This window comes from Haladaptatus caseinilyticus, from assembly GCF_026248685.1.
Lineage (GTDB): Archaea > Halobacteriota > Halobacteria > Halobacteriales > Haladaptataceae > Haladaptatus > Haladaptatus caseinilyticus.
The window spans coordinates 2,019,118-2,038,201 of sequence record NZ_CP111036.1 but is presented as its reverse complement, the minus strand read 5'-3'; the positions used below and the strand labels follow the sequence as shown (position 1 = coordinate 2,038,201).

The following is a 19,084-nucleotide window of genomic DNA, read 5'->3' as shown; positions in this document are numbered from 1 at the left end:
GCGACCGTCGTCAAAGGTGGGCTTTAGTAATGCCACGGATAGTCCGAGAAGTCCGGGTCGCGTTTCTCGACGAATGCGTCCCGGCCTTCTTGGGCTTCGTCGGTCATGTACCCGAGTCGGGTGGCTTCGCCCGCGAACACCTGCTGGCCGATCATGCCGTCATCGGTCATGTTGAAGGCGTATTTGAGCATCCGCATCGCAGTCGGACTCTTCGAGTTGATCGCCTCGGCCCATTCCAAGGCCACCGCTTCCAGTTCCTCGTGAGGGACTGCCTCGTTCACCATGCCCATCTCCGCCGCTTCCTCGGCGGAGTAGGTTTTCCCAAGGAAGAAGACTTCGCGAGCCTTCTTCTGGCCGACCTGCTTGGCGAGATAGGCCGATCCGAACCCGCCGTCGAAACTCGCCACGTCGGGGTCGGTCTGGAGGAACTTCGCATGTTCCTCCGATGCGAGCGTCATATCGCAGACGACGTGGAGGCTGTGGCCGCCGCCGACGGCCCATCCCGGAACCACACAGATGACCGGTTTTGGAATGTGGCGGATGAGGCGCTGTACTTCGAGGATGTGCAGACGTCCTGCCTCGGATGCGGCCTCGCTGTCTTCGTCCTCTCCCTGATACTCGTAGCCTGCACCGCCACGGACGCGCTGGTCACCGCCGGAGCAGAACGCCCATCCGCCGTCTTTCGAGGACGGACCGTTGCCGGTCAGGAGCACACAGCCGACGTCGGTCTGGCGTTTTGCGTGGTCGAGTGCTCGGTAGAGTTCGTCCACCGTTCCCGGACGGAACGCGTTTCGCACGTCGGGACGGTCGAAGGCGATTCGAACCGTTCCCCCTTCTTTGGCCACGTGGTACGTGATATCACGGAAATCGAAATCGCCGATTTCCTCCCATCGTTCCCTGTCGAAGAGTTTGGATACCATGTCGAAAACTGAATTCGGAGCGACCTAATAGGTTCCCGTCCGGTTTCGCCCCCGTCTACTCACACGACCCGGCAAGATGCGATGGGTCTGCGAAACTACTTGCACCGCGCGAACGACGGTCGGAACCATGACCAGAATCGCGTCGCGGGCGTCCGCGTTCGAGCGGTCGGGTATTCGCGTGATGTTCGAACTCGCGGAGAAACGGGGCGGCGACCTCGTCAGACTGGAAGTCGGGGAACCGGATTTCGACACGCCGGAGCACGTCATCGACGCGGCCGAACAGGCGGCCCGAGGCGGTGCAACGCATTACACATCCGGTTCGGGTATTCCCACGCTACGAACCGCAATCGCGGACCGAATGACGGACGAAACCGGTGTCTCGTTCGACCCGGAGCGACACGTTTCGGTTACGACGGGCGCGATGGAGTCATTGTTTTTGACGCTCTCCGCGATTGCAGAGCCGGGTGACGAAGTGCTGATTCCGACACCGGCGTGGCCGAACTACCGGAATCAGGCACGACTTGCGGGGGCGAAACCAGTCGAAATTCCACTGTCCGCGGACGACGGGTTCGATCTCGATCCGGAGCGTATTATCGAGCAGTTGAATCGGGATACCGTCGCAGTTATCTTGACGACACCATCGAACCCAACAGGTCAAGTGTACGACGAGGACGCTGTCAACGCAGTCGTCGAGGCCGCAAAGGAATCCGGTACCTTCGTCATCGCCGACGAGGTGTACGCTCGCTTGACCTACGGCGACGACTACCGGCGCATCGCCGAGTACACGGACTACCCTGAAGGACTGCTGACGGTCGATTCCTGCTCGAAAACGTACGCCATGACCGGGTGGCGACTCGGATGGCTCGTCGGCCCAGAGGACGTGGTCGAAGCCGCGACGAGCCTCGGCGAAAGCACGACCGCTTGTCCGTCAAGTATCGCACAACACGCCGCTCTCGCCGCTTTGACGGGGTCACAGGACCCGATACGGGAGATGAAGAACGCGTTCCATAAACGACGCGATTTTCTGGTCAATCGTATCGAAGGGATCCCCCACGTCTCGTGTCCTCGACCGGACGGCGCGTTTTACGCGTTTCTCGATGTAAGCGAACTCGATGGTTCGTGCGCAGACGTCGCCGAACGACTGCTCTCGGAATACAGCGTCGTTACGGCACCAGGCACTGCGTTCGGCGACGCTGGCGAGGGATATATTCGACTCAGTTTCGCAAACAGCATGGAACGTCTCGAGCTCGGTCTCGACCGACTGGAGGAGATGGTCGAAAACGAACGATACTGACGAGGGCCTGCTCAGAACAGGTCGTCGATTTTGTCGTTCTGGAACAGCTCCGCGGGGTCTTCTTTCCGCACCTCTTGCTTGTTTGCCTCCTTCGCACGCTCCATGAACTCCTTCATTCGCGGTGAGCGTTCGACGCCGCCAAGCAGGACGAGCGAAGCGAGTCGGTTACTGTCCAGCGGGTAGTCACCCCCGCGAACTTGGAGGCTTCCGGTTTCCCCTTCGAGCCATTTTCGTGCCTTTTCGACACCTTTTCGCGGGATCCTGTCGGCATCCCCCGCAACGACGAGAAGCGCTGAATCCGCGTCCGTGGCTTTCGGCACGCTCAGGTTGCTGAGAATTGCCTGCCGCGTGTTGCTCGTAACGGTGTTGATGTTCTCACCGCTCTCCTCGCTCGCGTCCGCGCTCGCGTAGCCGAGGGCCGCGACGCCACCGGAACGGAGCGTGTTGATGACTTCGCTCGAATCGACAACGCTTTCGCCGACCCCCTCGACCCCCTCGCCGGACGCGAGCAAGATACCCACACGTTGTGCGATTTGCTGGTTGATGGCGTCGAAGGCTTCCCCGACGCTTTGACCGGATTCGTGCCACGCATCGTTATCGATGAGAAGGGTTGCGTCCGCCTCGCGGACGACGGTCTTCAACGACCGACCGGCGTTGGCTTGATACATCGACCCTTCGCCACGTCCGGGGAGGACACCGAGTGCATAGACGGGTATTTCGTAGATCCGTTGGAGTTCGTGGATGAGCACCGGCGCGCCACCACTCCCAGTTCCGCCACCGAGTCCCGCGACGACGAAGACGGCTTCTGCCTCCGCGGTGATGCGTCCATCGAGCGCACTCATGACTTCTCCCGCATCGCTTTGCATCACTTCCGCACCGAGTTCGTTGTCACCGCCGACGCCGTGACCCTTTACCCGTTCTTGTCCGACCAGAACCGTATCGAGGTCGAGTGATTGCAAATCCGTTCTCGCGGAGTTGACCGCCAGAGCACCCTTAACGGCGTCAAAATCCATGTTCGCGTCGAATTCGACGAGCTTCTGCGTCAGTTTTCCTCCGGCTTGACCGATACCAATCAGGACGACTTTCATGCCAAAGCCCACCCATTCACCCGTAATGAATTTTCTGCCATCAGTTACATCAATTTTAAGTAAAAAGATGAAACCAACTCCGGACGTGTCCGATCACGAAACACTTGACAAACGGCTTCGTACGGTCGAGCGAGCGCTAACTGATGGGGATCCGGTTCCAGATCTGAGCGACAGTGGGACCCGTCAAAACATGTCAGAAATAAGTACGAGCGTGGATGATATCGAATCCCGGTTGGACGAACTCGACGCCGCTGTCCAAGCAATCCGTGGCTACGTCGGTACGATACGGTCCGTCAACGCCGACGTGGAGCGACGTGCGGATGCCGCACTCGCTAAGGCTGAAACGCGCCAGCGAGAATCGTCACCGGCACAGCGTGAACCACCGATCGGACCCCGTCGTAAGTCCGACCTGTCCGCAGAGGAACCCGTGCCGGAAATCGAGGTGGGGGTCGAACGAGACGAGCGATCGGTCGCAACGAACTCGAAGCAAGGTTCCATTTTCACACGACTTCGCGAGGTGCTGTGAGCGTTCGAACCGTTCTCGCCGTCGTACTCGCAGTCGTCTGTTGTAGCATCTCCTATCCCGCTATCGACGATGCTCGGAGTGTTCGTACGAACCACCACGTAGACCAGGAACTGACGCGACTCGAAAACGCCATGACCGACCTTGTAGACGAGAGTGCGGTGTCCATCGGCGACCGCGGCGCACGAAGGGTTGTGACGCTTTCGGTTCCGTCACCATCCGTAACGGTTGCCGATGTAGAGTACGTCGCAATCGGTGGGGTTCCCGGAACTCGCCGATCAAAAGACGTCTACGGCGATGTGCTGGCCTACCGTATCGAAGGAGGACGACGCCACGTTTACCACGTCCCGTTCGACCTTCGAGTCGCCATGCGCAACGGTGGCAACGAGAATAGCGATCGCTGGCGGCTCGAACCCGACCGGAAACCGCTCGTCATCCGTGATATAGAGCATACTACCATCGAACTCCTGTTAGTGAAACAACACGGCGAGCGAGTCATCCTCGTCATCCGCTCCGGTGAACTTTAAATCAGAAGACGAGGCCACGTCCGAATATGTGGAACCCACTGGCGAAATACCGAGGGAGCGACTCCGACAGCCGTTGTCACTGCGAAGCCTCGTTCGACGGTGACCTATTGGTCGTCGATGCGAGCGGTTGTTCGGGAAGCGGGAGACTCGCGGACGACCCTCTCTGTCGAGCAACGGTCATCGACGCCCTTGTGACACGCGAAGCCGACCGAATTTTGGTACGGAAAAACGGTATCGAGCACGCCTACGAAGGCGACGACGCGGCGTTTTTCGTCGCGGCAGGGCGATTCGTCGAGCGCGTCGGGTTCTACGATGAACGTCTCGCAGAACACGCACGGCGCGACCCGTTTCGGGCCGGAATAGATGCAACTGGTCGTGCCGGGATGGTGTCAAAAATCGCCGCGGAAACCGGATTCGCGGAGGGTATTCACCGAATCGAGGGGTACGAAACCGCGTTTCGACCGTTCGTCGGTCCGACCATTTCTCGATCTCGGGTTGCGATTCGACCACCGACCGACGCGCGACTGACCGATCAGTACACGATCGAAACCGGCGCGACGGTTCGATACTACGACACGGAAGCGACCGAACACACCGACGACGACATTCGAACCTATCACATCGAACCGTTGGAGAACTCGTTCGACGAACCCATGTTCGAAACGCTTCATCAGGCCGTCGAACTCCTCGCGAGTGGGGGCGTCACGGGTGGCAAACGGGCCGCTGGAAAGGCAGTCAGGACGGTTGCGACAGCCGACGACCCCATCCATGAACTCACTACAACCCTCCGAAAGTACACTCAGGAGTACGGTATTTTCTCCGATCTGTTCGCAGACCCGGTAGTGTCCGACGTGTTCGTGACCGCGCCGGTCGATACCAATCCCCTTCGCGTCCGTGTTGATGGTGAACTGATGCGGACGAACGTCCATCTCACGACGGCGGGTGCGGAGTCGCTTGCGTCCCGATTTCGGCGGACGAGCGGCCGCGCATTCTCGCGTGCAAGTCCGACTCTCGATGCCGTCGCCGACGTTCGTGACAGTACCGTTCGTGTTGCGGGCGTCACCGACCCCGTCAGCGACGGGGTCGGATTCGCCTTTCGCGTTCAGTCGGACGAAACGTGGACACTCCCGGCGTTAGTCGAAAATGGTACGATTTCAGCTGATGCCGCTGGTCTCCTCTCGTTCGCAGTCGAGCGGTCCGCCGCCGGACTCGTCGCGGGAACTCGTGGGGCGGGAAAGACAACCTGCCTCGGCGCACTGCTTCGGGAACTCCCCAACAAAACACGAACCGTCGTTATCGAGGATACGCCCGAACTTCCGGTCGAATCACTACAGCAGAACGGGCGTGATGTGCAGTCACTTCGGACGACGACTACCGATGACGAACCGGGTTTGCACCCTGACGAGGCCCTTCGAACCGCGCTCCGGTTGGGTGAAGGGGCACTCGTTGTCGGTGAAGTCCGTGGGGAGGAGGCGAACGTCCTGTACGAGGCGATGCGAGTCGGTGCCAGCGGGAGTGCCGTTCTCGGAACGATTCACGGCGATTGCGGGAATGCAGTCTACGAACGCGTGGTTACCGACCTCGGTGTTCCCCCGTCGTCGTTTTCGACGACTGACTTTATCATCACCCTCGAATCCTACGAAACTGACGAGACCAGCGGTAAGCGCGTGAAATCCATCGAAGAAATCGTCGGCAGTGGGGCGGACGTCCGGTTCGAATCCCTGTACGAACTCGACGAGGGCGAACTCGTCTCGACCGCTCGAATCGACCGTGGAAACAGCGTCCTCGTCGCCACACTCGCCGATTCCACCGAAACGTATTCGGACGTTCGGGCGGCGATCGCCGCCCGAACGTCCGCCCTCGAAACGGAGGTTTCCCGGTCGAAGCAGGAGGTAGCAGTGACGACAGAACGAATGGACGGTGGCTCGATGAACGGTGACTCGGCGTGATACTCGCGCGACTCGCGTCGCTGTACCCGTGGACGGTCTCCGCCGATGCTACCATCGACCACTCGCTCGGCTTTTTAGAGGTCGGTATCGATAGCACCGACGTTATCCGAGCAGGAAATGGTGCGGGAATACTCGTATGTCTCGTCGCAATCGTCGTGACCGCGTTGGTTCCACCAGGGGTTCGGGTACCGGTCGCCGGTGTGCTTTTTGCGGGTACGGTTTTCACCCCGATATCGATTCGTCATGCACCGGTCCTCGTCGCCAAAATCAAACGAACGCAGGCACTCGGAGATGCACCAGACATCGTTGCCAGAGCCGTTCTCCGGATGCGGATCGAACCAACTGCGGAAGCCGCCGCGACCTTCGCGGCCAGAACCGGTGATGGACCACTTGCGAACAGTCTCGGCGACCACGTCCGGCGGGCGGTCGGATCTCCCGACTCGGGGGTAACGACGTTCGCCGAGGAGTGGAAAACGTGGAACCCACCGCTTCATCGTGCGATGATACTCGTCGCGGCGGCGAGTGAGGCCCCATCCGGCGAGCGCGCCCGAACACTGGACCGTGCCCTATCCGCGATACTCGACGGAACCCGGGAACGGATGGCAGCGTTCGTCGGCGATATTCGGGAACCCGCGACTGCGATGTACGCCTTCGGCGTTTTGCTTCCACTGGCGCTGATCGCGGTGCTTCCGGCGGCGCGAACGGCCGGTGTTCCAGTGTCGCCGATCTTACTTGTCGTCGTGTACGATTTCGTGTTACCCTTCGGACTCGTCTGTGGAAGCGTTTGGCTCATTACCCACCGACCGGTCGCGTTTCCGCCGCCAGACGTGACTCGCTCACATCCTGACGTTCCGAACCGATGGTGGGACGTGCTGGCCCTCAGTAGTCTCGCCGGTGGTACCGCGTTTCTCGGAACGGGGCTAGTTCTCGCCCATTGGACGCGTTGGATCGCGGGTACGGGGTGTCTCGTCGGTTGGTTACTCGTGGGGGCCACTCAGCCAACGGTTCAGGTTCGAACGCGAGTCCGTGCCGTCGAGGAGAACGTAACGGATGCGCTGTATCTCGTTGGCCGTCGAGTGAAAGAAGGAACCGCTGTCGAACGGGCGATCGTCGTTGCTACGGACGAAATCACCGGCGAAACTGGTGTGATGTTCGAGCGGGCGAACAGAATTCAACGACAGCTACAACGGGGCATACGGGAGTCGTTTCTCGGAGAACACGGCGCACTTTCGGGCGTCCCCAGTCCCCGTGCACGGAGTGCTGTCTCGCTCCTCGCACTCTCAGCGCGTGAAGGACGCCCGGCCGGCGAGGCTGTGCTATCGATGGCCGACCATCTAGACGAGTTACAACAGGTCGAACGTGAAGCACGGCGAGAGTTAGCGCAGGTTACGGGAACGCTCCGTCACACGGCAGCAATTTTTGGTCCACTCGTCTCGGGAGCAACTGTGGCTCTCGCCGAAGGAATGTCCGGGTCGACGGGAACAGTAGGGACGGGAAGTTCGCTCGGTAGTGCATTTCCGGCCGACGTCTTAGGGCTCGCGGTCGGGGGCTACGTCCTCTTGCTTGCCGCGATACTCACGACGGTAGCGGTTGGCTTGGAGCATGGATTGGACCGGACCCTGGTCGGCTATCGAGTCGGTCAGTCGATTCTTTCGGCAACCGCGATCTTTCTCATCGCGTTCACGCTCGCCGGAACCCTGACGGCGTAGGTTTAAGTATGAAAACGCGCCGAATCCTGGCCATGTTCGACACTCCTGTCGATGCGTGGTATATCTGGCTCGGGGTAACGGTGGCGAGTTTCGTGGTATTCGGCGTCGCTACCGAACTACCGACCTCACCGCCGCCGGACGCTACCCGTGCGGCCAACACCGTCGATGTCGTAGCCGGCTGTGAGTACACAGCAACCGCCGAACATCCCCTTTCGGCACGGGAAATAAAACTCGGGCGTCGTGGACTCGGGTTGCGTGGAGATGACGGGAGCGCCCACGCGACGTTTGCTCACGACTCTGTCGTGCCAATCGAGGAGGGAACGAAGCTCTGGAGACTGCTGCGCGGGGAACATCCATCGACCCTTTTCGATTCATCGTCTGCATTTCGGTCGGCGGCACGGGACGCCCAAAACGGGCGGCCGACGTGGAAAAGTGCGGAAAGCACGCTTTTGATTCGTTGTGTTTCGTGGGAGGGAGTCGATGCGACGCTGGTCTCGGGGTAACAGACGAATGTCGAAGAAAGGACAGACGCAACCGCTCGCGGCAATCATCGCGGTGTTTGCGGTGTGCGTTGGGCTCGTCACTTACACAGGTGTTCTGGGCGACGCGACGCCAAATCCGGAGCGAAATATTGCGTCCACGATACTTTCGGATGTCCGAGAAATCGCGAGTTCGAACGGCGTCGTAGAGCCGAGAAAGCTGTCCGATGGGATGCAGTCGAAACCCGACGGGAAGCGTCTGAACATCTCCCTCTCGCTACGTTCACGATCCGGGACTACAGTCAACCGGTGGCACGTGGGGCCACCCGTTCCCGCGAACGCGGATACCGCGGAAACCGTCGTGAGCGTCCGAACCGCACCCGGCCGAATTCGTCCCGCCCGACTTCACATAGGGGTGTGGTGATGAAAGAAACCCGTATGCGAGCGATAAGCTCCGTTTTCGACGTGACACTCTGTCTCCTCGTGGTGAGTGCGAGCGCATTCGTCCTCGTCGATGTGCAGTCGCCCGACACAGTGGACAAAGCGTCGAATACAGAATCGACCGCGAACGTCCTCGCAACCAGCACAGCACAAGTGAACTACACGATTCAAACCGAATCACGACGACTGCCTCGAACGACACACGATACGCTCGCCGGACTGCTCGCCGATGCCGCCGTTTCCAACACGACTGTTCGAGGAGTCGAACTTACGCGAACGGGCGATGGATTCGAACGATCCGTGGCGAATCGGGTTCAAGAACGGCTCGGCTCACCATCGGACACGCAAATCGTCGTTCGATGGACGCCGTATCGAAACTCACATATCCGTGGTCAGTTTGCCGTTGGCGAGTCGCCACCACGTGATGCCGCCGTTCACGCGACAGTTCTATCCGTCCCGAGCGGACTGCCGGGAGTTCGAGACGATGCAATCGACGCGGCACGGGGAGGAGGCTATCGCGACGTTGCACGTGTCGTCGCGACTGGAATCGTTTCCGGATTGTTCCCGAAACGTTCGACGGAAATCGCCCTTCGAGACCGTCGGTCGGTCGCAAATTCGGTCGCAGGACGAAGTCGGCGACTGAGAAAGCGATACGACCCCGACTCGTTGTCCCCCGATATTGGTAGTATGAAGACGAGACGGATGCTCGTTCGTTCGATGACGACGGCAATCGAATCCGAACTTCGGGAGCAATTCGGCGCACCGACCGCGGCGGCTCGCTCCGCCGCGGTCGGACGAACCGAACTCGTGGTCAGGACGTGGTCGAAATGAGATTGGCAGACGACACTCGGGGACGGGTTCCGTTCGCCCTCGTCGGTGTCCTGTTGCTGGTCGGCAGTGCGACGTTCGCGGGAACGTTGGGATCGCGTGAATCACCGACGGTGGATCGGAGCGTCGAACGTGCGATGGACCGCCTTACGGCGAGTACACAAACGACACTGCGGAGCGCAGTGCAACGAGCAAGCAGGGATGCGGCAGCCCAGCCAGTGATACGACCAGCGAACACGACCGAGGGGAACGTCGTGAATGGTTCCGAACCGTTTCGCGCGTACTTGCGGCTTCGAATCTATCTTTCCGCGCGAAACGAACTCCGCGCCACATCCGCACACGTCGGTGACGTGCGGGCGAGTGCCTCGCTCGCACCGACACCGAACGCGAGCGCGCTTCGGCAAGCAGTACGTCGCGTTCACATCGCCCCCGTCGGAACGGCAACCGAATCAGGACTCCGCGTTCGCATCGAAAACGTTTCAATACAGGCATATCGGGGCGAGTCGGTCGTCGCACGAGCATCTCGAAATATGACGCTAGTCGTGGAGACACCGGTGCTCGCACTTCACGAACGAGTACAGGAGTTCGAGCGACGGCTCGATCGCGACCCGTTCAAACCCGGCCTGGGACGGCGGCTCACCGCTCGACTCTACGCTACGACGTGGGCACGAGGATACGCTCAGTACGGCGGTGCGCCTATCGAGAATGTTCTCGCAAACCGGCACGTCGAACTGATGACAAACGGGGCACTGCTCGAAGAGCAACGGAACGCATTCGGTCGAAGTGACCCTGCCGGACGGCATGGTCTTCGACGAGCGACGGCCCAGGTTGGCGTGGCCGACGTCCTGATACCGACGACGAAACACGGGACGCTGTGGGCCGACACTGTACTCGAAACCACCGGAGGATTGCGCGACGAACCGACCACCATCTCCGATCCATCGAACATGACTCGGACACCCAACGATGGAATGATCGTCGGCGTAAACGAGTCGGCAGAGAAGGCACTGCTCGACATTATCGAGAACGACGAACAGAGTGCGTTCGACGCCGCCGTCGACTCCGGCTACCGAGTGACCGTTCGGCCCGTGGCGAGTGTCCGGAACGTTCGCGACGAATCCCGCCCAAGATCACGATCACCGGGGAAAAATTGGACGCTCGTCGAGCAGCGGACGGAAACGCGGGTCGTAGTCGAGAAGGCGGAGGGTAACGAACCCGAAACGATCGAAGGGTGGCACCTCCTCTGGAGCGACGCTCGGCGCGTCCAACGAACGCACGTCGCGATTCGTCAATGGAAACGGGACAACCGGACGAAACGAACGACCGGTCAATGGACGGACGAATTCATCGTTTCGCTCGGTGTTGCGGGCGACCATACGACGACCGAAACGGCACCGACTCGACCATTGCCTACTGCACACCGACCGGGAGGTCGATTTTCCGGGGCGAATCTCGCTGATATCGAGCGAAAAGCCGTCTCTCGACTCATTTCGGACGGCGGTGGTCCCGAGCGACTCGCGCGCCGCGCTGTCGATAGAACACTCGATACGCGTCCGAAAACGGAACAGGGTCGAGTTCCGAAGGGCCTTCGGTCGTGGGTATATAGCGATGTTCGCGGACTCTGTAACGAGATCCGAAACCTCTCCGTGACGGTTTCTCGCGGTGCTGTCGGGAGCGGCAAGACGAATCCCGCGGCGGCACTTGCGCGGACGGTTCGAGCACACCGCGGCGAGTTGGTGAACGCACCTTCGACTTACGACAGCGCAGCGGAGCGAGCGCGATATGCGGTTCGGACAGCGTACGTAAAGCGTGTTCTCGATCGCCTCGACGTCCGGGCAGAACTGACTCGACGGACACAGCAGGGGTACAGTTCGGCAATCCGTGACGTGACCGGTGTGCCACTCGACCGAGTACGGAAAGTTCTGGAAGCACGGAAACGAGTCGAACGACCGACTCGAAATCCCCTTCCGACGGCCGGACCTGGTGCGCCGACGAATCTCAGCGTCGATGGTGACCCCGCGTATCTCACGCTCTCCGCAGTCGGACACGACCACGTTTCGACAGTTCCACGAGGTGAGCGAGTGCATCCGATGTCCGCGCGGAATATCAACGTGTTCGCGGTACCCTCGTCGGACGTGGCGGACGGAATCGTTTCACTACTTCCGGACGCGAGGAAGGAAAAACGAGTGAGCCTCAGAAACGGTGCGCTCACGCTCCGTGCCGCAAATACGACGCTTTCTGCAATCGAAAACGAAACGTTACGCCGACAGCGAGACGAGGTCCAGATTTCGGTACGAAAATCGATCGAAGACGTAGAGCGAACCCTCATCGACTCGCTCGAACCGACGGGCACAACGCGGCAGGAGCGACGAATTGCCGTTCGTCGCGGTCTCGCACGGTGGGATACGACCGCAGGCCGTGCGCTCGCACTCTCGAATGGCTCCGCGGCACGACCGATCGCGTTGGAAATCGAGGAACTGCGGAACGGTCCATCGGAACAGTGGACACGGATGCAACGCGACGAACTTGCCCTCCAAGTCCAAAGTGGTCTCGAAAGGGCGCGCTCGGAGACGGGTGGCGTGAAAGGGTCCATAGTCGACCCCGCGACGAAGACGGTCCGTCGAATCGTCGAATACGAAACGAAGCGACTGACGAAGCAAGCGATAGAGAAGGGTGTCGAGGTCGCCCAACGGAAGTGGGTCAGCGAGACGATGTCCTCCCTCGCGGCTGGACTCCCGGTCGCACCAGTTCCCGGCTACTGGTACGCGACGGTCAACGTGTGGCAGGTAGACGTGTCGGGCACGTATGCCCAGTTTACGGTTCGAGCGCGACAAGGATCGCCTGTCTCACCGGGTGCATCGGTGGCGTACGTCCGGCGGACACGACCCGTTCGAATGGATGTCGATGACGACGGAGCGACGGAACTGTTGGGCCGGACGACACCCATCTCGTTCGACACGTGGACGACGGTCGTCATCGCAGTGCCACCGGGGAAAGCGGGCGTCGGCGACGTAAACGGAGATGCGGACGAACGGTCGCCCGGATGGTCGAACCGGAGTAACAACCCATTTGACTTGCGCACCCTTCGTGACGATCATGCTCTACGACGAGATAGACAATCCCGGTGAGTTGACCCCGGAGGAGGTACACACCCAGTATGTCAGCGAACTCGCGGAAACCATCGAATCGGTCGGCGTTGACGACGTGGTCGCGGCGACGGACCTCGACCGTCTCGCGGTCGAGTCCGTTGCGGATGGCGGGAAACCGGAACTCACGCTGGAAGACGCCGCTGCAATCCTTGCCACCGGAGACGCTCCACCGAAGGACACCATCCTGCTCGAAGTACGCGACCACCTGTTGATGGGAATGACGACTGGACTACTCGACGTGGACACACTGGCGTCCAGCCTCGACAGCGACCTCGGTGCCCGCGCAATCCAGCAGAAAATCGAAGGGCGAGCGCCGATGACGCTCGAAGAGTACGCCCTCATTCACCATTTCATCGCCAGCCGAAACGACCGATAGACGGCGAAGTTATCCATCACCCGGCCGAAGGCAATCCATGAACGTCGTAATTCTCGGCTGTGGGTACGTCGGTCTCGAACTCGGTCGTCAGCTGACGGCATCGGGACACGACGTGTTCGGCGTCCGACGGTCCGCGGACGGAATACGGGCGATCGAAAACGAGGGATTCAACGGAGTTCGGGCGGACGTGACCGACGAAACGTCCCTGTCGGCGGTCCCCGACGCTGACGCCCTCGTCTACGCTGTCAGTGCAGGCGGCCGCAGTTCCGACAACGCACGGAACGCCTACGTGGATGGACTTCGAACAGCACTCACGCATTTTGCGGGTCGAGACGCATCCCCGGAGCGAATCATCTACACATCGAGCACTGGGGTGTACGGCGACCGAGACGGGGCATGGGTTGACGAATCGACGCCACTGGAACCGAAATCCGAACGACAGGAAATTCTCGTCGAAGCCGAACGAATCGTCCGCGAGGAGAGCGCAGTAGACTGGACGATCGCTCGATTCGCCGGGCTGTATGGCCCGAACCGGTACCGGTTGGAGCGGTATCTGGACGGGCCGGTATCGGAGCGATACCTAAATCTGATTCACAGAGAAGATGCCGCGGGAACGATTCGGTTTCTATTGAATTCCGATAACGCACGGGACGAAATCGTGCTCGTATCCGACGACGAACCGATTTGGAAACCAACACTCGCGGAGTGGCTCGCGGACCGATGTGGTGTCGATAAGCCGACAAAAGGAGCAGCAACGAGCGAGCGTGCGCGTTCGAGCAAACGGTGCTCGAACGAAAAACTCCGACAGTTGGGCTATCGATTCCGGTATCCAACGTATCGTGATGGGTATGCGGATGCGATTTCGGCGTATCGAGAGGGCTGAAACGTCTGACATCTGTTACCGTTGGGAAAAGTTCTTGGCACCGCATATCGACAACTCGGAGTATGGAGTTTCCGGCCGACCAGTCGGTTCAGGGGCTGTTTCGGACGGCGCAAGTCTACAGCTCCGAAAATCCGATGCTCATCATCGGTGCGGCACTGGGAGCAGTCGTGCTCGCAGTCTCGCTCTGGCTGGTCGTCCGTTGGATTCGGCGGCCGATGGGTGCCAGACTCAAGCGAGCGCTAGCCAAACGTGACGAAATCGTCGTCTTGATGCACCCAAATCCGGACCCCGACGCGATGGCATGTGCCATCGCTGTCGCATACCTCGCCGAAACGGTCGGAACCGAAACCACATTACAGTATTCCGGCCAAATACGACATCAGGAAAACCGTGCATTTCGAACCATTCTCGACATCGAAACGGAACGGGTGAAACACGTAACCGACCTCACTGCTTCTACGATCGTCCTCGTCGATCACAATACACCACGCGGCTTCGATGGGGCGGAACGTATCGAACCATACGCCGTTATCGACCACCATCCCGGAAACGGGACGGGCGAAGTGTTCACGGATAAACGGACGAATTACGGTGCCTGTTCGACTATCGTGGCGGAATATTTCGGCGAACTCGGTGCGACTCCCGTCGGTCCGGACGAAATCCCACCAGAAGACGAGTTCGTCCTCCCGACGAACATCGCGACGGGGCTACTGTATGGAATCCAATCCGATACGAAACACCTCACGAACGGCTGTTCCGAAGCCGAGTTCGCCTCGAGTGCGTATCTGTATCAGGGTGTCGATGAGCACCGCCTCGACAGGATCGCGAACCCACAAGTGAGCGCCGAGGTACTCGAAATCAAATCTCGCGCCATCACGGAACGCGAGGTCCGCGGGTCGTTCGCGGTTTGCAACGTCGGCGAACTCACGAACGTCGATGCCATCCCGCAGGCGGCCGACGAACTCATGCAACTGGAAGGCGTGACGGCGGTTGTCGTCTACGGCCAGAGAGAGGACACGATCCATCTTTCTGGACGGTCGCGTGACGATCGAGTTCACATGGGAAAAGCGCTCCAATCGGCAGTCGCGGAGATTCCGGGGGCCGATGCAGGGGGGCACGCACGGATGGGAGGAGGACAAGTCCCCATCGAGTCCGCGGTCGTTGCGGGTGGGATGGAAGTCGGTTTGTGGACCAACCGCGAGTTCACCGACGGTATTTTCGACGCGCTGAACGGAAACGTCTGACTACTCGACGACGATAGTTCCGGTCATGCCCGCCGCCTCATGAGGTATGCAGTGGTACTCGAACGTTCCCGCCGTCTCGAAGGTGTGGACGAACGATTGCCCGGACTGAACCGCACCGGTACCGTTCTTCCATCCCGCCGTCGCTTTCGATTCGGATTCGAATCCGCCGGACGCCCAGTAACTCGCACCGTTCGGGAGCGATTTCTCGGTGGCAGTGACCGTGTGAGCCTCGCCGCCGACGTGTTTCCATGCGACAGTGTCACCTTTCTTGATAGTCAGCTCGGAGGGACTGAACGAGACGGCCTTCATCTCGACGACGTGGTCCGCGTCTTCGGGGACGCCCTGTTTCACGTTTGGACCCCCCGCCAGTTTCGTCTCGCCGTTTTCCTCCCCGCCTGACTGCGTTCCGACGGGGGCGTTGCCGACTTCGCCGACGACCGCGAACTGTGCACGAAGCGCGGCAGCGGCGAACGCCTCACTCGCGGCGTCGATCCCTTCACCGGACTTCAGGGCGCTCGCGTACTCCTTCACTTCGTTCTCGAACGCTTCGTAGGCGGCGTGGTCACCGTTTTCGAGCAGGTCGTGAACCTCGGCCGTCTCGAACTGTTGGAAGGCATCCTGAACGATCGTCGCCGCCGCGCCCGTGAAGTCGCCGCCCGCGGTTCCAACGATCGCGTAGACGGACTGAACGGCCTCGTTGCCGAATTGTTTCGCCTTCGCATAGGTCTCGTTGGCGCTTTTGATGCCCCCGAATGCCTTTTCGAACGACTCGTAGCGGTCGTGGTCGGCGTGCTCCAGTGCTTCGTGATATCCCCCTGCACCGTTTTCGAAGTGTTCGAACGTCGCCTCGACGATAGCGTTCGAGCGACTTCCGTTACCGAGTTTCGCAACGCCTGCGGCATCGAATCCACGACTGGCCATGAACGTGGCCTCCGCGCCAGCGACGAGCGTCGCGTTTCCGGCCTTCGTCTCGAAGTCGAGAAGGGCTTGCATGGAGCCTTCGAAGTGGGTACTCGTGTTCGACCCGTTGCCTTTCAACGCAGGAATGAGACCCTCCTTCAAGTGCTTGTGTTCGAACCGCTCGTAAAGTTTCTCGCTCGTGTGTTCGAGCGTCTCGTGGAGACCGAGTTCGTCCTTCTCGAAGCGTTCGAAGATCGATTGGGAGATCGTTGCGGCGGCCTCCGATTTACCCATCGTATGGAGTTCGAGCGCGTCGCCGAATCGTGCACGGAGGAAGCCCGACTGAAGGATGGCGGCTTCCGTTTCGGTCGTGAGCGCCGCGATTCCGGTTCGAAGACTGCTGTCGATTTCACTGACCGCCTGTTCGACGGCTTTGGAGTTCCCCTTTCCAGCGGCGGCGGCGAGTTCTTCGAGTCCGTGTTCGAACTTCTCGTAGGCGTCGTGATTCGCGTGTTCCAGCGCTTCGTGCGCTTTTGCGCCCTCGAAATGGGCGAAGATGTCTTTCGCCATGCGCTTTGCGTAGCCGGTCGCACCCTGTTCGGCGAGCCACTTGCAGTCCGTAGCTCGGGCACGATACGTGTTCAGGCTCGCGGCGTGCGCGAACGATTTCGAGGGGCCGCCGAGCGATGCAAGGGCTTTGGCGTCGAAGCCTTGTCCCTGCATGACCGCGATGTGCCCCGCGCCGGCAGCGTTCTCGGTTCCCAGTTCGTACGACCCCGAAACGGCGGCTTTCACGGCCGCGTTCGATTGCTTTCGGACTACGCTTTTCCTTTCTTTCTTCGCCGCGGAGACCGTCGTCTTGGCCGCGCTCTCGAACGACTCGTACGTCTCCGAACTCGCCGATTCGAGTTCGTCGTGAACTGTGCCGTCCTCGAACGCCGAGAGCGCTCGTTCAGCGACGGTTCGGGCCGATTTGAACGTCGCAGCATCGGCCAGCATCGCGCTATCCTCGAACCGAGCGCCGAGTAGTTGTAAATCGAGCGCGTGAACGTTCGCTTCACCAACCAGCCCGATTTGGGCCTTTCGAAGGTGCTCGTTACCGAGGTTGAGTTCGGTTTTCACCTCGTCCATGTTCTCGTCTTCGAGAGCGGTCTTCAACTGCCCGAGTGCTTCCTCGAACTCCTCGTACTGCGTTTCGCTCGTGTGTTCGAGTTTTTCGTGTGCACCCCATTCGCCGCTCGACTTCTCGAACCGTGTAAAGATGTTCTCGGCGACGGAGACACCGGCTTCGAACTCGCCCGCGACGCCGAGCGCAAAGGCGTCGTGTAGTCGTGCGCGCATGGCGTTCCACTCGGCGGCGATTGCCGCCTCCGCGGTTACGTCTTTCGCGTTCAGTTCGCCGGTAAAGGCCCCACATCCAGCAAGGAGAGAACTCGTAGCGGCCGCACCACCGATTTTTAACAGGGTCCGCCTGTCGGTTTGCATATATCGGTTTAGGCATACCTAAACAACTAAAGCGTTCCGATTTTTAGGCGGTCCAAAAATATGGGGAACGGCACACACGGCTCCGAACGACAACTAGTTGGCATAAAGAAGACCTTTTTATCCCCTGCCCGTCTGGGATGAGATACCGAATGAGCACGCTCGTGGTGTGTGTCGATAGAAACAACGATATCGGCCGGAAGACCGGACTGAAGATGCCCGTCGCCGGGTGGGAAGCAGTTCGGTCACTCGTCACCGATGTCGGACTCGCCGACCCCGAGGATTCGAGTGTCAACTGCCTACTCGAAGCCCTCCGCGTCGCCCGTGACCTCCGCGATAGCGACGAGGAGACGACGGTTGCAGTCATCTCCGGCACCGCCGAAACGCGAGTCGGTGCGGACCGTGCCGTAGCCGCGCAGATGGACGAACTCGTCGCCGAACACGAGGCCGACTCGGCGATCATCGTCATCGACAGCGCGGAAGACGAGCGGCTCGTCCCCATCGTCGAAAGCCGCGTCCGCGTCGATGCGGTGGACCGTGTCGTCGTCCGACAGGCCCGCGACATCGAATCCACGTACTACCTCCTGAAGCAGTTCCTCGCGGACGAGGAGCTTCGACAGACCGTGCTCGTCCCGACCGGTATCGCCCTCATCGCGTTTCCGGTGTTACTGTTACAGTGGGGGCTCGCCATGGCGACCTCCGCCATCACCGCGGTTATCGGCCTGTTCGTCCTGTACAAAGGGCTCGCGATCGGCGACTACTTCCGTGAGTTACCCGCCGAGGCGCGCGACGCGTTGTACTCCGGTCGCGTCTCCATCGTCACCTACGTCGTCGGCCTCGGATTGTCGCTCATCGGCGTCTTCGTCGGCGCGCTCCGTGCCGCCCCGTTGGAGTCCTCCGAAGGAATCCTCATGACGGCCATGGCGTTCACGTTCGAGAGCGTTCCGTGGATCGCAGTCGCCGCCCTCACTGCGAGCATGGGCCGACTGCTGGACGAAGCAATCCGGAACGACCGCGTTCGAAATTCTCACCTAAATCTTCCGTTCGGCGTCCTCGCTGTCGGACTTGTCGTTCGTGGGTTTTCGGCCTACTTCCTCCAACGAGACGGAAAAATCGCCCCTGTCGCCGTTCCGAAGATTACAGTCGGTCAGACGACCGTTTCCCAGTTCACGCTGGACCCCGGAACACGACTCGCCGTGTACGTTCTGCTTGGCGTCTTCGTCAGCCTCCTCGGCGTGCGCGTCGCGTCCTACGTGAGTGGAACGTCGTTCGAAGAGGAAATCGTGGAGTAA

Annotated in this window: 16 protein-coding genes; 13 read left to right on the top strand and 3 right to left on the bottom strand. The window is 60.4% G+C overall.

The window, feature by feature from the left end; translation table 11 throughout:
- Positions 1-23 precede the first annotated feature (23 nt).
- Positions 24-920, bottom strand: coding sequence for a 1,4-dihydroxy-2-naphthoyl-CoA synthase (locus OOF89_RS10925; RefSeq protein WP_266076033.1), 897 nt, complete (start codon positions 918-920; stop codon positions 24-26).
- 127 nt (positions 921-1,047) lie between these two features.
- On the opposite strand from OOF89_RS10925, the gene OOF89_RS10920 reads away from it, so the two are divergent.
- Complete coding sequence (locus OOF89_RS10920) at positions 1,048-2,214, top strand: pyridoxal phosphate-dependent aminotransferase (protein WP_266076031.1); 1,167 nt, start codon at positions 1,048-1,050, stop codon at positions 2,212-2,214.
- Between the two features lie 11 nt (positions 2,215-2,225).
- Here OOF89_RS10920 and OOF89_RS10915 read toward each other — a convergent pair whose 3' ends face one another.
- On the bottom strand, positions 2,226-3,302 hold the full coding sequence (locus OOF89_RS10915; RefSeq protein ID WP_266076029.1) for a tubulin/FtsZ family protein: 1,077 nt from the start codon (positions 3,300-3,302) through the stop codon (positions 2,226-2,228).
- Between OOF89_RS10915 and OOF89_RS24755 the strand changes: the two genes are divergently transcribed.
- From OOF89_RS24755 to OOF89_RS10860, 11 genes are all read left to right on the top strand, one after another.
- The gene (locus OOF89_RS24755; RefSeq protein ID WP_456071278.1) at positions 3,301-3,828 is read left to right on the top strand and encodes a DUF7310 family coiled-coil domain-containing protein; all 528 of its coding nucleotides are present in this window, start codon (positions 3,301-3,303) and stop codon (positions 3,826-3,828) included. The genes OOF89_RS10915 and OOF89_RS24755 overlap by 2 nt on opposite strands.
- Positions 3,825-4,352, top strand: a complete 528-nt coding sequence (locus tag OOF89_RS10905) for a DUF7311 family protein (RefSeq protein ID WP_266076026.1) — start codon at positions 3,825-3,827, stop codon at positions 4,350-4,352. Before OOF89_RS24755 ends, OOF89_RS10905 begins: the two co-directional genes overlap by 4 nt.
- A 26-nt stretch (positions 4,353-4,378) precedes the next feature.
- Positions 4,379-6,301 carry an ATPase, T2SS/T4P/T4SS family gene (locus OOF89_RS10900; RefSeq protein WP_266076025.1) on the top strand — a complete coding sequence of 641 codons (1,923 nt, stop codon included), beginning with the start codon at positions 4,379-4,381 and terminating at the stop codon, positions 6,299-6,301.
- Positions 6,298-8,010: a type II secretion system protein gene (locus OOF89_RS10895; RefSeq protein WP_266076024.1), complete on the top strand. Its 1,713-nt coding sequence runs from the start codon at positions 6,298-6,300 to the stop codon at positions 8,008-8,010. Before OOF89_RS10900 ends, OOF89_RS10895 begins: the two co-directional genes overlap by 4 nt.
- Positions 8,011-8,042: 32 nt before the next feature.
- Positions 8,043-8,513: a DUF7283 family protein gene (locus OOF89_RS10890; protein WP_266076022.1), complete on the top strand. Its 471-nt coding sequence runs from the start codon at positions 8,043-8,045 to the stop codon at positions 8,511-8,513.
- Positions 8,491-8,913 (top strand): DUF7285 family protein, encoded by a 423-nt coding sequence (locus OOF89_RS10885; protein WP_266076019.1) that lies wholly within the window; start codon positions 8,491-8,493, stop codon positions 8,911-8,913. The genes OOF89_RS10890 and OOF89_RS10885 overlap by 23 nt, the downstream gene beginning before the upstream one ends.
- Positions 8,913-9,761 carry a DUF7284 family protein gene (locus OOF89_RS10880; RefSeq protein WP_266076017.1) on the top strand — a complete coding sequence of 283 codons (849 nt, stop codon included), beginning with the start codon at positions 8,913-8,915 and terminating at the stop codon, positions 9,759-9,761. Before OOF89_RS10885 ends, OOF89_RS10880 begins: the two co-directional genes overlap by 1 nt.
- A complete protein-coding gene (locus OOF89_RS10875; RefSeq protein ID WP_266076015.1) occupies positions 9,758-12,886 on the top strand; it encodes a DUF7286 family protein in 3,129 nt (1,042 codons plus the stop codon). Before OOF89_RS10880 ends, OOF89_RS10875 begins: the two co-directional genes overlap by 4 nt.
- A complete protein-coding gene (locus OOF89_RS10870) occupies positions 12,855-13,283 on the top strand; it encodes a DUF5791 family protein (protein ID WP_266076013.1) in 429 nt (142 codons plus the stop codon). Before OOF89_RS10875 ends, OOF89_RS10870 begins: the two co-directional genes overlap by 32 nt.
- A 37-nt stretch (positions 13,284-13,320) precedes the next feature.
- Positions 13,321-14,166 (top strand): SDR family oxidoreductase, encoded by an 846-nt coding sequence (locus OOF89_RS10865; protein WP_266076011.1) that lies wholly within the window; start codon positions 13,321-13,323, stop codon positions 14,164-14,166.
- Positions 14,167-14,228: 62 nt separating this feature from the next.
- Positions 14,229-15,410 (top strand): DHH family phosphoesterase, encoded by a 1,182-nt coding sequence (locus OOF89_RS10860; protein ID WP_266076009.1) that lies wholly within the window; start codon positions 14,229-14,231, stop codon positions 15,408-15,410.
- On the opposite strand, the gene OOF89_RS10855 is transcribed toward OOF89_RS10860, so the two are convergent.
- A complete protein-coding gene (locus OOF89_RS10855) occupies positions 15,411-17,795 on the bottom strand; it encodes a DUF5059 domain-containing protein (RefSeq protein WP_266076007.1) in 2,385 nt (794 codons plus the stop codon). It abuts the gene before it with no gap.
- 149 nt (positions 17,796-17,944) lie between these two features.
- On the opposite strand from OOF89_RS10855, the gene OOF89_RS10850 reads away from it, so the two are divergent.
- Positions 17,945-19,084 carry a DUF373 family protein gene (locus OOF89_RS10850; RefSeq protein ID WP_266076005.1) on the top strand — a complete coding sequence of 380 codons (1,140 nt, stop codon included), beginning with the start codon at positions 17,945-17,947 and terminating at the stop codon, positions 19,082-19,084.